This is a genomic window from Sphingopyxis sp. J-6 (assembly GCF_046603995.1).
Lineage (GTDB): Bacteria > Pseudomonadota > Alphaproteobacteria > Sphingomonadales > Sphingomonadaceae > Sphingopyxis.
Genome location: NZ_CP145810.1, coordinates 894,344 through 908,549, shown reverse-complemented (window position 1 = coordinate 908,549; position 14,206 = coordinate 894,344). Strand labels below are relative to the sequence as shown.

General features: G+C 66.0%; 10 protein-coding genes. 6 read left to right on the top strand and 4 right to left on the bottom strand.

Annotation, left to right across the window (positions count from 1 at the left end; all coding sequences use genetic code 11):
• Positions 1-43 precede the first annotated feature (43 nt).
• From V6U71_RS04435 to thrS, 4 genes are read right to left on the bottom strand one after another with little or no spacing between them, the layout of a single operon-like run.
• The gene (locus tag V6U71_RS04435; RefSeq protein ID WP_411341119.1) at positions 44-1,201 is read right to left on the bottom strand and encodes a hypothetical protein; all 1,158 of its coding nucleotides are present in this window, start codon (positions 1,199-1,201) and stop codon (positions 44-46) included.
• Between the two features lie 27 nt (positions 1,202-1,228).
• Complete coding sequence (locus V6U71_RS04430) at positions 1,229-1,909, bottom strand: AraC family transcriptional regulator (RefSeq protein ID WP_411341118.1); 681 nt, start codon at positions 1,907-1,909, stop codon at positions 1,229-1,231.
• The gene (locus tag V6U71_RS04425) at positions 1,906-2,757 is read right to left on the bottom strand and encodes a metallophosphoesterase (protein ID WP_411341117.1); all 852 of its coding nucleotides are present in this window, start codon (positions 2,755-2,757) and stop codon (positions 1,906-1,908) included. Before V6U71_RS04425 ends, V6U71_RS04430 begins: the two co-directional genes overlap by 4 nt.
• Positions 2,757-4,760: a threonine--tRNA ligase gene (thrS, locus tag V6U71_RS04420; protein ID WP_411341116.1), complete on the bottom strand. Its 2,004-nt coding sequence runs from the start codon at positions 4,758-4,760 to the stop codon at positions 2,757-2,759. The genes V6U71_RS04425 and thrS overlap by 1 nt, the downstream gene beginning before the upstream one ends.
• A 169-nt stretch (positions 4,761-4,929) precedes the next feature.
• On the opposite strand from thrS, the gene V6U71_RS04415 reads away from it, so the two are divergent.
• The 6 genes from V6U71_RS04415 (at position 4,930) to gltB (ending at position 14,097) form a co-directional block, all read left to right on the top strand.
• Positions 4,930-5,346, top strand: a complete 417-nt coding sequence (locus V6U71_RS04415) for a MerC domain-containing protein (RefSeq protein WP_411341115.1) — start codon at positions 4,930-4,932, stop codon at positions 5,344-5,346.
• Positions 5,343-5,729: a VOC family protein gene (locus V6U71_RS04410; RefSeq protein WP_411341114.1), complete on the top strand. Its 387-nt coding sequence runs from the start codon at positions 5,343-5,345 to the stop codon at positions 5,727-5,729. Before V6U71_RS04415 ends, V6U71_RS04410 begins: the two co-directional genes overlap by 4 nt.
• Before the next feature lie 177 nt (positions 5,730-5,906).
• The gene (locus V6U71_RS04405; RefSeq protein ID WP_411341113.1) at positions 5,907-6,707 is read left to right on the top strand and encodes an undecaprenyl-diphosphate phosphatase; all 801 of its coding nucleotides are present in this window, start codon (positions 5,907-5,909) and stop codon (positions 6,705-6,707) included.
• Positions 6,708-6,864: 157 nt separating this feature from the next.
• Positions 6,865-8,307, top strand: a complete 1,443-nt coding sequence (locus V6U71_RS04400) for an NAD(P)-dependent oxidoreductase (protein WP_054588637.1) — start codon at positions 6,865-6,867, stop codon at positions 8,305-8,307.
• Positions 8,308-8,329: 22 nt separating this feature from the next.
• Entirely contained in the window at positions 8,330-9,505 is a 1,176-nt protein-coding gene (locus V6U71_RS04395) for a DUF2059 domain-containing protein (RefSeq protein WP_411341112.1), read from the top strand.
• 62 nt (positions 9,506-9,567) lie between these two features.
• Complete coding sequence (gene gltB / locus V6U71_RS04390) at positions 9,568-14,097, top strand: glutamate synthase large subunit (protein ID WP_411341111.1); 4,530 nt, start codon at positions 9,568-9,570, stop codon at positions 14,095-14,097.
• The last annotated feature ends 109 nt before the right edge of the window (positions 14,098-14,206 follow it).

Genomic DNA, 14,206 nt, shown 5'->3' with positions numbered 1-14,206 from the left:
TTTTTCGTCCCCGCCAGTTACAGCGGGTCGCCGTAGCCGAGCGTCAGGGCGCGATCAATGGCCAGAGACGATCGGCGGGCCGTTCGAGGACGCGAGCAGCAATCGCGTACAGGCGCGCCGGCGCCAGCCGGCCGCTGTCGACCGTCCGCGCGAGCCAGTTTTCGATCGAGCCGCCGGTCTCGATCCATTTGTCATCGCGCAACATGCCGTAGAAGGCGCCCGCGAGCACATGGATGCCGTCGTCCGATTGCCGCCAGCGATCGGCCGGATTGCGCCCGACGCCAAGTGCCTCGCCAATAAGCTGGTCGAGCGCCTGCGCCAGATCCTCGTTGAGCAGGCCGTCGAGCGTGGTGTAGCCCCATTTCGGATCATGCTCGCGCACGACGCGCATGACGAGCGCATCCTTTTCGAGCAGCGCGAGCGCCGCTTTGGCGGCCGCGCCATCCATCGGCACCGGCGGATGGAGCATCTCGTGCGCCGCGTTGCGCACAGTGATCGCGGTGTTCCAGTCGGCCGCCTGCAGGAAAGTCTGGCCCTGCACCTTGATGCCGTGCGGCTTGCAGAATTGCAGCAGCACGACCTCGATCTGCGGGTCGAAGCTGCGGCCGGTCAGCTTTTCGTGCAGGCTGATCACGTCATAAGCCGCGAGATCGCGGCCGAGTTCGGCGATACGCGCGTCGAGGCCGGCGGTGCGTTCGGCCCGGAAAGCCGCGAAACCCGCGTCCGCGATCGCCTCGAACACCGTCTTCAGCCGCGGCGCGGCCGACAGGAACCAGCGCCAATCCTTTTCGTCCCAATTGTTGCTCGCACGATAGGCCGGCAGAAGCAGCGTTTCGGGGTCGGCCGATGCCGCGATCAGCGACGCGAGACTGCTGTCGTCGTCGCCCGAATAAACCACCGACAGCACCGGTCCCAAGAGGCCGAAGCCGGCGGTTTCGGCGTCCTTCCACAGCGCCGCGATATCGGCGCGGACCGCCGCAGGCAGGCGCGGCGCAAAGGCATCGGCGTCGGCCTGATAATAGCGCAGATACAGCTCGCCTCCGGCAAGCGGGCCGAGAAAGGCGAGCGCATCGAAGCCTTCGGAGGCGCGGACCTTCCAGCGCGTCCGCGAGGGCGGACGCTGGGCATTGGCGCGAATGGGAGCAAGAGCGGAAGCGGCGAGGCCGGCAAGCGCAGCGGCGAGGAAGAGGCGGCGATCCATGCCCCCACCTAGCCCGAAGGCAGCGGCCTAGGCTTGAACGGACTTTGCCCGGAACCGGACCGGCGGCATGCCGGTCATCGCGGCCACCGACCGCGCGAGATGCGCCTGATCGGCAAAGCCCTGGTCGGCGGCGAGCGCCGCGAGACTGCCGCGCCAACCAGCGAGTGCCAGCAACGCCCGCCGGGTCCGCGCCTCGAGCCGGAAGCGCTTCGGCGTGACGCCATAGGCGCGCATGAAGCCGCGGCTGACCGACGCCGGGTCGAGCCCCACCCCGTCCGCCCAGCCAGCAAGCGCGATATCGGGATCGTCCGCGAGCGCAGCGGCGAGCAGGTCGGGCCAGTCGCGTTGCAGGGCGGCACCGGGTCGGAAATGATCGCGCACATAATCGGCGGCCGCGGCGGCATCGCGTTCGGCAAGGCGCGCTGCGGCGTCGGGATCGTCGATATGCCCGGCGCCCGGGACCATATCGGGGGCCATCGGCAGGTTGAGCACCCGCGCCCCGCGAAGGCCGAACAGGTCGCGATGCGCGGTCCAGTCGCCATGGATGACCACCGTTCCCGCGGCGGCGGCAACCCGCCCCTGATCGCCCGCTTCCTCATAGCCGCCGCCCAGCACCAGCGCGACATAAGCACGCGCGTGGCGATGGCGTGGCAGGCGTTCCCGCGCCCCATGCCGGACGATTTCGGCGATTTGGGGCAAAGCGCTCATTCCTTTCCGCTCGCGCCCAAGGTGACGAGCCATATGTCGGGCGGGGTCAGATAACGAAGCGGGACGATGCTCGTTCCCAGACCCGCGCCGACGAAGACGCGCTGCTTTCCGTCGACCATGTCGCCGCAGGCGAAGCGGTCGCCGTAGCGCGAGACATAGCTGATCGCGCCAACGACGGGAAAGCGAATCTGGCCGCAGTGGGTATGCCCGGCGAAGACGGCGGCGACCGGGCGCGGCAAGTCGGGAACGATGTCGGGGCTGTGGGTCAGCAGCAGCGGCACGCCCGGCCCGAGCCGGTCCATCGCGGCAAAGGTCGCGGCAATATCGTCATGCCCGGAAAAATCGTCGTCGACCCCGCCGACGACCAGCGGGCCGAGCCTGATCGCTTCGTTCTGGAGCACGCGGAGCCCAAGCTTCTCCATCTCGCTGCGCAGCGCGTCGGGCTTGAACCAGTGATCGTGATTGCCCGGCGCAACGACGACGCCGAGCGGCGCGCGCAGGCCGGCGAGCGGCGCAACGACTTCGGCCGCCGTATAGATATGGGTCGCAATGCGCTTTTCGCTGACGAGATCGCCCGCGATCAACACGAGGTCGGGCTTCAGCCGGTTGAGCTCGCCGACGATCCGTGCCAGCCGCTCGGGTGGCATATCGGGGCCCGCGACGTGAATATCGGACAGCAGCAGCAGCCTCAGCGGCGGCTGCCCGGCGGGCCAATCGGCCACCGCGACGGCCGCGTGGCGGACGATCGGGTCGCGCGTCGCGTTCCAATAGCCCTTCGCGAGCAGGACCACGCCAAGCAGCGCGAGCAGCACTGCCCAGCGCCGCCAGCGCCGGCGCGGCTCGGCCATCAGCCCCTGAGGTCGGGCGGGGTCGCTTCGCCCTTCAGCATCGCGATCGCTTCGGCGAGCGGCATGATCCGCTGACCGTCCTGCCCGAGAGTGCGGATCGCGACACTGCCTTCCTCCGCCTCGCGCTTGCCGACGACGAGCAGGTACGGAACCTTCTGCAGGCTGTGCTCGCGTACCTTGTAGTTGATCTTCTCATTACGCAGATCGGTCTCGACGCGGATGCCCGCGGCGGCGAGCTGTTCGGCGGCGTCCTTCGCATAATCGTCGGCGTCGCTGACGATCGTTGCAACCACCGCCTGCACCGGCGCGAGCCAGGTCGGGAAGCGGCCGGCGAAATGCTCGATCAGGATGCCGATGAAGCGCTCGTAAGTGCCGAGGATCGCGCGGTGGAGCATCACCGGGCGATGGCGTTCGCCATCCTCGGCCACATAAGAGGCATCGAGGCGTTCGGGCATCACGCGATCGGACTGGATCGTCCCGCACTGCCAAGTGCGTCCGATCGCGTCGGTGAGGTGGAATTCGAGCTTCGGCGCATAGAAGGCGCCCTCGCCCGGCAGTTCTTCCCAGCCATAATCGTCGTTCGCCATGCCGGCGCGCGCGACCGCTTCGCGCAGTTCGGCCTCGGCCTTGTCCCACATCTCTTCGGTGCCGAAGCGCTTTTCGGGACGCAGCGCCAGCTTCACTGCATATTTTTCGAAGCCGAGATCCCGGTAAACGCGGTCGAGCAGCGCGCAGAAGGTCCGTACCTCCTCGACGATCTGGTCCTCGCGGCAAAAGATATGGCCATCGTCCTGCGTAAACTGGCGGACGCGCAGGATGCCGTGCAGCGCGCCATGCGGCTCGTTGCGATGGCAGCAGCCCATTTCGGCCATGCGCAGCGGCAAATCGCGGTACGACTTGATCCCCTGGCGGAAGATCAGGACGTGCGCCGGGCAGTTCATCGGCTTCAGCGCCATCCATTCGGCATCGTCGGAGATGATCGGGCCGTCATCCTCGGTGTTCGGGATTTCGTCGGGGATGACGAACATATTCTCGCGATATTTGCCCCAGTGGCCCGACTGCTCCCACTGGCGCGCGTCCATCACCTGCGGCGTCTTGACCTCGACATAGCCGCCGCCGTCGATCGCGCGGCGCATGAACGCCTCGAGCTCGCGGTAGATGCGATAGCCCTTGGGGTGCCAAAAGATGCTGCCGTGCGCCTCTTCCTGCAGGTGGAAGAGGTCCATTTCGCGGCCGATCTTGCGATGGTCGCGCTTCGCCGCTTCCTCGAGCCGGACGAGATGCTCGGCGAGTTGCTTCTTGTTGAGCCAGCCGGTGCCATAGATACGGCTGAGCTGGGCATTCTTCTGGTCGCCGCGCCAATAGGCGCCCGACACGCGCGTCAGCTTGAACGCCGCGGGGTCGAGCTTGCCGGTCGAGGCCAAGTGAGGCCCGCGGCACATGTCCATCCAGCCATCACCGCTGCGATAGACGGTGAGTTCCTCGCCCTGCGGCAGTTCGGCGGCCCATTCGGCCTTGAAGGTCTCGCCCTCGGCCGCCCATTTGGCGATCAGCTTGTCGCGTTCCCAGACTTCCCTCGTCAAAGGAAGGTCGGCGGCGATGATCTTGCGCATTTCCTCCTCGATCAGCGGCAGTTCGTCGTCGCGGAAGGCGCCGTGCCCGGCGGTCGGTGCGAAGTCATAATAGAAGCCGTCGCCCGTCGAGGGGCCGAAGGTGATCTGCGTGCCCGGAAACAGGTTCTGCACCGCCTCCGCCAGCACATGCGCATAGTCGTGGCGCACGAGTTCGAGCGCGTCGGCCTCGTCGCGGCTCGTCACCAGCGCAAGGTTGGTATCCTCCTCCAGCGGGCGCATGATGTCGCGCAGTTCGCCGTCGATCTTTGCGGCGAGAGCGGCCTTGGCGAGGCCGGGGCCGATGTCCGCCGCAATCTGCGCCGGAGTAGTCCCGCGCACGACTTCTCGGGCAGAGCCATCGGGAAGGGTGACACGGATCATCTGGGACATCGAAAAATCGGCCTTTCTGGCGGTTGGACGGCACCGGTGAAAAGGCGCCAAAACTGCGCCCCTTTGCCAGCATGCGATATGGGCGGCAAGGGGCGGATTCACAATCGCCCTTGCAATGATACATTGTATCATTATCTCGCACGCGAACCCCTTCCGCGAAAGACATCCCATGTGCTTCCCCGCCGCGCGCCCGCGTCTTGCCGACCTGACGGGAATCCTCCTGTCGCTGACCTGCCTGATCCACTGCCTCGCGCTGCCGCTGATCATCCTGCTGGCCCCGGCGCTCAGTCGCTGGATCGCGCTGCCCGAAGGGGTGCATGCCGCGATATTGCTGCTCGCCGTCCCAGCGGCGCTGGTCGCGATGCACGACGGCTGGAAACGGCACCGGCGCATCGCTCCGGGCCTCGCGGCTGCGATGGGGGTCGGCTTGCTCGCGGTGGGGCTTGCGGCGCACGAAGGATGGGTTGCGGCCACCGATCCTGCGGCGGCCGACCGGCTGCTCACCTCGCTCGGCGCGCTGGGGCTTGCCGGCGCGCATATTGCCAACTGGCGGCTGCGTCATCGCGGCGCTAAGTTCGGGCGATGACCGATGCGCCCCGTCACCATATCGCTGCGATCCTGCCGTGCAGCGACCTCGATGCGAGCACCGCTTTCTACGAACAGCTCGGCCTGTCGGTCGTCGGCGACCACGGCAGCTACCGGCTGCTCGAAGACGGCAAGGGCTGGCAGTTGCACCTGACGAACGAGGCGCCCGAGGGCTGGTTGATTCCCGGACAGAATCCGTTCGGCCTCTATCTCTACACCGACCGTGTCGCGGAGCTTGCCGAGCGGATGCGCGACGCGATCCTCGAGCGCGAAAAGGCGCCGACGCACAAGCCGTGGGGCATGTACGAATTCGCTCTCTCCGATCCCGACGAGACGCTGCTCCGGGTCGGCTGGCCGAGCGAACGCGTCAATCGACCGAAATAGCGGCTGGAAAAATCGGGTCTGCCTGCGTAGGTCGGTACGCGAATAGGGCGCCCGGCATCGGCCGGACGCCCTTTCGCATATGACCGACCATCGCCATCGCAGGATTCCCATGACCCGCACCGATCTGCTTCCCCGCCCCGCCCCGGCCGCGCGCCATGAACTGCGGGGTGACGCACGATGAGCATCTGGCTGACCGCGATCATCCTCGGCATCGTCGAGGGGCTGACCGAATTCCTTCCCGTCTCGTCGACGGGCCATCTGATCCTCGCGACCGAATTGCTCGGCTATGACGCATCGCGCTGGGCGATCTTCAACATCGCGATCCAGCCGGGCGCGATCCTGGCGATCGTCGTGCTCTACCGGAAGCTGTTCTGGGACATGTTCACCGGCTTCTTCCGCCGCGACCCCGTCGCCATCGCGTTTGTCCGCAATCTGCTGCTGGCCTTTTTCCCGGCCGTCATCCTCGGGCTGGCGTTCGGCGACTATATCGAGCTGCTACTCGAAAACGCCGTGGTCGTCGCCTGGGCGCTGATCATCGGCGGCTTCGCCATCCTGCTCGTCGAACGCTTTGCCAAGACGAAGGATGTCGGCGGGGTTGCCAATGTGACGACGCGGCAGTCGATTCTGGTCGGCCTGGTCCAGTGCATCGCGATGATCCCGGGGGTCAGCCGGTCGGGCGCAACGATCCTCGGCGCAATGTCGTTCGGGGTGGACCGCAAGACCGCCGCCGAGTTCAGCTTTTTCCTCGCGCTGCCGACGCTCAGCGGCGCGACGGCGTTGCAGCTTTTCAAGCACCGCGATGCGATCACCTCGAACGATCTCGGGCTGATCGGGCTCGGCGCCTTCGTCTCGTTCATCGTCGCGTGGGTGGTGATCAAGGCCTTCCTCGCGGTGGTCACCCGCTATGGCTTCGCACCCTTCGCCTGGTACCGAATCATCGTCGGCGCCGCAGCGCTGGTATGGCTCACCATGAGATAGGTCCGATATTTTACTATTTGCGAAAGATAGTTGCGCAAGGAACAAAATTCTCTCCCCAAGCCCTGAATTAATGTCAGTAATACTGTCCTAATTGGCATAAATTTCGTGACAGCCTCGGTCCGGCCATGCATTTGCCCCGCAACGAAGGGGAAACTGCATGGCTGCCGATCGCATGCTCCGGTTTGTGGAGCGTGAACAATCCTATCCGGACAAGCGCTCCGCCGAAGACCGCGCGCAAGACTTTCGCGAGATCGCCGAACGCTACGCCGCGCCCGACGCCGACGCGCAGGCGGCGCGCTGCTCGCAGTGCGGCGTGCCCTATTGCTCGGTCCACTGCCCGCTGCACAACCATATCCCCGACTGGCTGCGCCTGACGGCGGAAGGCCGGCTGCGCGAAGCCTATGAACTCAGCAACGCGACATCGACGATGCCCGAGATCTGCGGCCGCATCTGCCCGCAGGACCGGCTGTGTGAAGGCAATTGCGTGATCGAGTTCTCGGGCCATGGCGCGGTGACGATCGGCAGCGTCGAGAAATATATCACCGACACCGCCTGGGCCGAAGGCTGGGTCGAGCCGCTGCATGTCCGCGCCGCGACCGGCCAGTCGGTCGGGATCATCGGCGCCGGCCCCGCCGGGCTGACCGCCGCCGAATATCTCCGCGCCGAAGGGCACGAAGTGCATGTCTATGACCGGCACGACCGCGCCGGCGGGCTGCTGACCTATGGCATCCCCGGCTTCAAGCTGGAGAAGGATGTGGTGATGCGCCGCATCGAGCGGCTCGAACAGGGCGGCATCCACTTCCACCTCGGCTTCGACGTCGGCAGCGACGCGACGCTCGACGCGCTGCGCCAGAAGCACGACGCGATCCTCGTCGCGACCGGCGTTTACAAGGCGCGCGAGATCAATGTCGCAGGCAATGGCGCCGACGGCGTGATCGCCGCGCTCGACTATCTCGTCGCCTCGAACCGCAAAGGCTTCGGCGATGCCGTGCCGGCGTTCGACGACGGCAGCCTCGATGCCAAGGGCAAGCATGTCGTCGTCATCGGCGGCGGCGACACCGCGATGGACTGTGTCCGCACCGCCGTCCGCCAGGGCGCCAGGTCGGTCAAATGCCTCTATCGCCGCGACCGCGAGAATATGCCGGGATCGCAGCGCGAAGTTTCGAATGCCGAAGAGGAGGGCGTCGAGTTCGTCTGGCTCTCCGCCCCCGAAAGCTTCACCGCCGACAAGCAGGTCAAGGAAGTCGCCGTCGCGGGGATGCGCCTCGGCGCCCCCGATGCGAGCGGCCGCCGCAGCCCCGAGGTTGACCCCGGCCGCAAGTTCGACCTGCCCGCCGACATGGTGATCAAGGCGCTGGGTTTCGATCCCGAGGAACTGCCGCAGCTTTTCGGTTCGCCCGACCTTTCGGTCACCCGCTGGGGCACGCTGCGCGTCGATCACCAGACGATGATGACCAGCCTGCCCGGCGTTTTTGCGGCAGGCGACATCGTGCGCGGCGCCAGCCTGGTCGTCTGGGGCATCCGCGACGGCCGCGACGTCAGCGAACAGATGTCGAAATGGTTGAAAGCGAAAGCGAAAAGCGAAAAGAAGGCAGCATGACCAACAGGGAAGGAAATTCATGATGCCGAAATTCAAGACGATGCTGCTCGCCGGCACGATCGCGCTGCTGCCGCTGGGTACGGCCGTGCAGGCCGCGCCCGAGGAAGCGCCTGCCGCCGAGGTGGTCGTCGACGCGAGCCAGGACAGCGCTGACGTCGATAGCGAAGCCTATGCCGCCGAATCCAAGGCGAAGATGGAACGCGAGATGGACGCGGCGATCGCAATCGTCGAAAAGATGTTCGACACCAGCGACCTGCCGCCGGTCGAACCCGCGCGCCTGACGCTGGCGCAGACGACGATGGGCGCGCTGATCCCTTCGGGCAGTCTCGAGCGGATGATGGACAATCTCTACGGCAAGATGTTCAAGACCATCATGGGCGAGATGGGCGGCGAGTCCGACCTGATGATCTCGATCAAGACCGGGGTCGAGAGCGAGAAAATCGCCGCACTCGACGAAGCGACCAAGCGCAAGATCGCCGACGTCTTCGACCCGAACCGCCAGGAACGCGAAGACCAGATCAACAAGGTGATCAAGCCGCTGATCAGCGAAGTCCTCGCCGACATGGAGCCGCCGATGCGCGCCGGCATGGCCAAGGCCTATGCGCGCAAATTCTCGGCCGTGCAGCTCACCGAACTCAACGCCTTCCTCGCGACCCCGACCGGCACCGCCTATGGCAATGACTGGATGGCGCTGCAGGCCGATCCCGAAGTGATGCTGGCGGTGATCAAGGCAATGCCGCCGCTGATCAGCAAGTTCATCGACCGCGCGCCGCAGATCGAGAAGGACATGAAGGAGCTGCCGAAGGAAAAGCAGCTCGCCGACCTGAGCGATGCCGAATTGTCGAAGCTGGCCAAGCTGATGAAGGTCGACGTCAAGACGCTGAAGGAACAGCGCGACATGTGGAAGACCGACACGGTCGAAGCGACCGATGCGATGGCAGCAGACGATTATGCCGTCGATGCGGCCGCCGACGTCGCCGCGGACGATTATGCCGTGGATGCGGCATCGGATGCGGCGACCGCAGCCGCAGCAGCGGCTGACGCCGCGGTCGAAGACCCCGCATACGACCGCAGCAACTGGTCGGCCGCCGACCTGAAGCGGGTCGAGGATCTCGAAACCGCGTATGAAAATGCCTCGGTCGCGGTGCAGCAAGCCGCCGACGAAGCGGTCGAAAACGCCCGCAAGAAAAAGAAATAGCATCGCTGCCGTCATCCCGGCGCCCGCCGGGATGACGGTAAGAACGAAATCAGGACTGCAACATGACCCATTACCCCACCCCCGACCATGCGCGCCTTGCCGAGACCGGCATGTATCGCCCCGACATGGAATCCGATGCCTGCGGCGTCGGGCTGGTTGCGGCAACCGACGGCAAGGCCTCGCGCCGTGTCGTCGAGGCCGCGATCGAGGCGCTGCGCGCGGTCTGGCACCGCGGTGCGGTCGACGCCGACGGCAAGACCGGGGATGGCGCGGGCATCCATGTCGACCTGCCGGTGCGTTTCTTCGATGACGCCATCGCGGCGTCGGGGCACAAGGTGCGCCCGAACCGCCTCGCCGTCGGCATGGTCTTCCTGCCGCGCACCGACCTTGGCGCGCAGGAAGAATGCCGGACGATCGTCGAGGCCGAGATCATCGACGCGGGCTTCACCATCTATGGCTGGCGTCAGGTACCCGTCGACGTATCGGTGATCGGCGACAAGGCGCAGCGCACGCGCCCCGAGATCGAGCAGATCATGATCGCCGGGCCGCTGCCCGACGAACAGTCGGTCGCCGAGTTCGAAAAGCAGCTTTACCTCGTCCGCCGCCGGATCGAGAAAAAGGTGATCGCGGCGCAGATCGCCGACTTCTATATCTGCAGCCTGTCGGCGCGCTCGATCATCTACAAGGGTCTGTTCCTCGCCGAGAGTCTGGGCGATTTCTATCCCGACCTGATGAACAAGCTGTTCGAAAGCCGGGTCGCGATCTTCCACCAGCGTTATTCGACCAACACCTTCCCGCAATGGTGGCTGGCCCAGCCGTTCCGCTGCCTCGCCCATAATGGCGAGATCAACACGATCCGCGGCAACAAGAACTGGATGAAGAGCCACGAGATCAAGATGGCGAGCCTCGCGTTCGGCGAGCATTCGGAAGACATCAAGCCGGTGATCCCGGCGGGCGCGTCGGACACCGCCGCGCTCGACGCGGTGTTCGAGGCGCTGTGCCGCGCCGGCCGCGATGCACCGACCGCCAAGCTGATCCTCGTCCCCGAGGCGTGGACCAACGAATGCGACGTCCCCGACAACCACCGCGCGATGTACTCCTATCTCGCCAGCGTGATGGAGCCGTGGGACGGCCCCGCCGCGCTGGCGATGACCGACGGCCGCTGGGCGGTCGCGGGCATGGACCGTAACGCGCTGCGTCCGCTGCGCTACACGCTGACCGCCGACAATCTGCTCGTCGTCGGCTCCGAAAGCGGCATGGTGCTGTTGCCCGAAGCAAGCATCCGCAAGAAGGGCCGCCTTGGCCCCGGCCAGATGATCGCGGTCGACCTCGACGAAGGCGCGCTTTACGAAGACCGCGCGATCAAGGACCTGATCGCCGACGCGCAGGATTATCCCGCGCGCGTCAAGGGTTTCCGCACGATGGCCGACCTGCCGAAGGGCGGCAAGTCGAGCCTGCCGCAATGGGACCGCGCTGAACTGCTCCGCCGTCAGGTCGCCGCCGGGCTGACCATGGAGGATATGGAGCTCATCCTCTCGCCCATGGTCGAGGATGCCAAGGAAGCCGTCGGATCGATGGGCGACGACACGCCGCTTGCGGTCATTTCGGACAAGCCGCGCCACGTCGCGCAATTCTTCCGCCAGAATTTCAGCCAGGTCACCAACCCGCCGATCGACAGCTTGCGCGAACGGCATGTGATGAGCCTGAAGACGCGTTTCGCGAACCTCGCCAACATCCTCGACGAAAAGGGGCAGAGCGACCACGTTCTCGCGATCGACTCCCCGGTCCTCGTCGGTGACGACTGGGACCGGCTGCGTGCCTATTTCGGCGACGCGGTCGCCGATATCGACTGCACTTTCGCGGCCGGCGGCGATGCCGCGACGCTCCGCGAAGCGATCGCCCGCGTCCGCCGTGAGGCCGAGGATGCGGTGCGCGCGGGACGCAGCGAGCTGTTCCTTACCGATCAGGCGATCGGCGACAAGCGCGTCGGCATGGCGATGGTGCTCGCCGCCGCCGCGGTCCACACGCATCTCGTCCGTAAGGGGCTGCGCAGCTATGCCTCGATCAACGTCCGCTCGGCCGAGGTGCTCGACACCCATGCCTTTGCCGTCCTGATCGGCGTCGGCGCGACGACCGTTCACGCCTATCTGACCGAGGCGGCGATCGCCGACCGCCATGCCCGCGGGCTGTTCGGCCGCGAACTGTCGCTGGGCGATTGCCACCTGCGCTTCCGCAAGGCGATCGACGATGGCTTGCTCAAAATCCTCGCCAAGATGGGGATCGCGGTGATCTCGAGCTATCGCGGCGGTTATAATTTCGAGGCGGTCGGCCTGTCGCGCGCGCTGGTCAACGACCTGTTCCCCGGCATGCCGGCGAAAATCTCGGGCGAAGGCTATCAGTCGCTGTTCATCAACGCGGTCGAGAAGCACGAAGCGGCGTTCGACGCGCGCGTCACCACCCTCCCCATCGGCGGTTTCTACCGCCAGCGGGCGGGCGGTGAAGCGCACGCCTATTCGGCGCAGCTGATGCACCTCTTGCAGACTGCGGTCGCGACCGACAGCTATTCGACCTATCTGCAATTCGCGCGCGGGGTCGCCGACCTGCCGCCGATCTATCTGCGCGACCTGATGGAGTTCAACTATCCGGCGCAGGGCGTCGCATTGGACAGCGTCGAGGCGATCACCGAAATCCGCAAGCGCTTCGTCACCCCCGGCATGTCGCTCGGCGCGCTGTCGCCCGAGGCGCACGAGACGCTGGCGATCGCGATGAACCGCATCGGCGCCAAGGCGGTGTCAGGCGAAGGCGGCGAAGCGAGCGAGCGTTATCAGCCCTATGCCAATGGCGACAACGCCAACAGCAACATCAAGCAGATCGCCAGCGGCCGCTTCGGTGTCACCGCCGAATATCTCGGCGCCTGCGACGAGATCGAGATCAAGGTCGCGCAGGGCGCCAAACCCGGCGAAGGCGGCCAGCTTCCGGGCTTCAAGGTCACCGAGTTTATCGCGCGGCTGCGCCATGCGACGCCGGGTGTGACGCTGATCAGCCCGCCGCCGCACCACGACATTTATTCGATCGAGGATCTCGCGCAGCTTATCTACGACCTGAAGCAGATCAACCCGAAGGCGCGCGTCTGTGTGAAGCTCGTCAGCTCGGCGGGCATCGGCACGGTGGCGGCGGGCGTCGCGAAAGCGCATGCCGACGTCATCCTTGTCGCGGGCAACACCGGCGGCACCGGCGCGAGCCCGCAGACCAGCGTCAAATATGCCGGCACGCCGTGGGAAATGGGGCTCAGCGAAGTCAATCAGGTGCTGACGCTCAATGGTCTGCGCCACCGCATCCGCCTGCGCACCGACGGCGGGCTCAAGACCGGGCGCGACATCGTGATCGCCGCCATTTTGGGGGCCGAGGAATATGGCATCGGGACGCTCAGCCTCGTCGCGATGGGCTGCATCATGGTGCGCCAGTGCCACAGCAACACCTGCCCGGTCGGGGTCTGCACGCAGGACGAAAAACTGCGCCAGAAGTTCACCGGCTCGCCGGAGAAGGTGATCAATCTGATGACCTTCATCGCCGAGGAAGTGCGTGAAATCCTCGCCAAGCTCGGCTGCCGCAGCCTCGACGAAGTGATCGGCCGCACCGAATTGCTGCGTCAGGTCAGCCGCGGCGCCGAACATCTCGACGACCTCGACCTGAACCCGATCCTCGCCAAGGTCGACGCCCCCGACGAGGAGCGCCGCTCGCAGGGACCGAACTTCCGCAACCCGGTGCCCGACAGCCTCGACGCGCAGATATTGAACGACGCGAAGCCGCTGTTCGAACGCGGCGAGCGCATGCAGCTCACCTATAATGTCCGCAACACGCACCGCGCCGTCGGCACCCGCCTGTCGGCAGAGGTTACGGCGCGCTTCGGGATGAAGGGGCTCGCCGACAACCATGTGCAGGTACGCCTGCGCGGCACCGCGGGGCAGTCGCTCGGCGCGTTCCTGTGCCAAGGCATCACATTGGAAGTCTTCGGCGATGCCAACGACTATGTCGGCAAGGGCCTCTCGGGCGGCCGCATCGTCGTGCGCCCGACCGTGTCGAGCCCGCTGGTCAGCCAACATAACAGCATCGTCGGCAACACCGTGCTCTATGGCGCGACCGCGGGCACATTGCTCGCGGCGGGCCAGGCGGGCGAGCGCTTCGCGGTCCGCAACTCGGGCGCGCGGGTCGTCGTCGAGGGCTGCGGCGCCAACGGCTGCGAATATATGACCGGCGGCACCGCGGTCATCCTCGGCCCCGTCGGGTCGAACTTCGGCGCCGGGATGACCGGCGGCATGGCGTTCGTGCTCGACAGCGACGACAGCTTCGAGCGGCATGCGAACAGCGAATCGATCGTCTGGCAGCGGCTCGCGAGCAGCCATTGGGAAGCCGAACTCAAGGCGCTGGTCGAAGATCATGCCAAGGCCACCGGCAGCAAATGGTCGGACGAGATCCTCGCCGACTGGGATCGCTGGAAGGGCCGTTTCTGGCAGGTTTGCCCGAAGGAAATGATCAGCCGCCTGACCCATTCGCTGAACGAGGAAGAGGTCGAGGTGGTCGCGGCGGAATAGCAGATCTTAACCGTCATCCCGGCGAAGGGTGTCCGGAGGCGCGTGACTCCGGTCACGATCTCGCCGGTGCATTCGCAATTCGAGGTTGAGATTCCGGCCTTCGCCGGGA

Bases quoted from the DNA above. Each gene is read 5' to 3' on its own strand.
- V6U71_RS04435 (WP_411341119.1), bottom strand. From the start codon at position 1,201: ATGGATCGCCGCCTCTTCCTCGCCGCTGCGCTTGCCGGCCTCGCCGCT.
- V6U71_RS04430 (WP_411341118.1), bottom strand. From the start codon at position 1,909: ATGAGCGCTTTGCCCCAAATCGCCGAAATCGTCCGGCATGGGGCGCGG.
- V6U71_RS04425 (WP_411341117.1), bottom strand. From the start codon at position 2,757: ATGGCCGAGCCGCGCCGGCGCTGGCGGCGCTGGGCAGTGCTGCTCGCG.
- thrS (WP_411341116.1), bottom strand. From the start codon at position 4,760: ATGTCCCAGATGATCCGTGTCACCCTTCCCGATGGCTCTGCCCGAGAA.
- V6U71_RS04415 (WP_411341115.1), top strand. From the start codon at position 4,930: ATGTGCTTCCCCGCCGCGCGCCCGCGTCTTGCCGACCTGACGGGAATC.
- V6U71_RS04410 (WP_411341114.1), top strand. From the start codon at position 5,343: ATGACCGATGCGCCCCGTCACCATATCGCTGCGATCCTGCCGTGCAGC.
- V6U71_RS04405 (WP_411341113.1), top strand. From the start codon at position 5,907: ATGAGCATCTGGCTGACCGCGATCATCCTCGGCATCGTCGAGGGGCTG.
- V6U71_RS04400 (WP_054588637.1), top strand. From the start codon at position 6,865: ATGGCTGCCGATCGCATGCTCCGGTTTGTGGAGCGTGAACAATCCTAT.
- V6U71_RS04395 (WP_411341112.1), top strand. From the start codon at position 8,330: ATGCCGAAATTCAAGACGATGCTGCTCGCCGGCACGATCGCGCTGCTG.
- gltB (WP_411341111.1), top strand. From the start codon at position 9,568: ATGACCCATTACCCCACCCCCGACCATGCGCGCCTTGCCGAGACCGGC.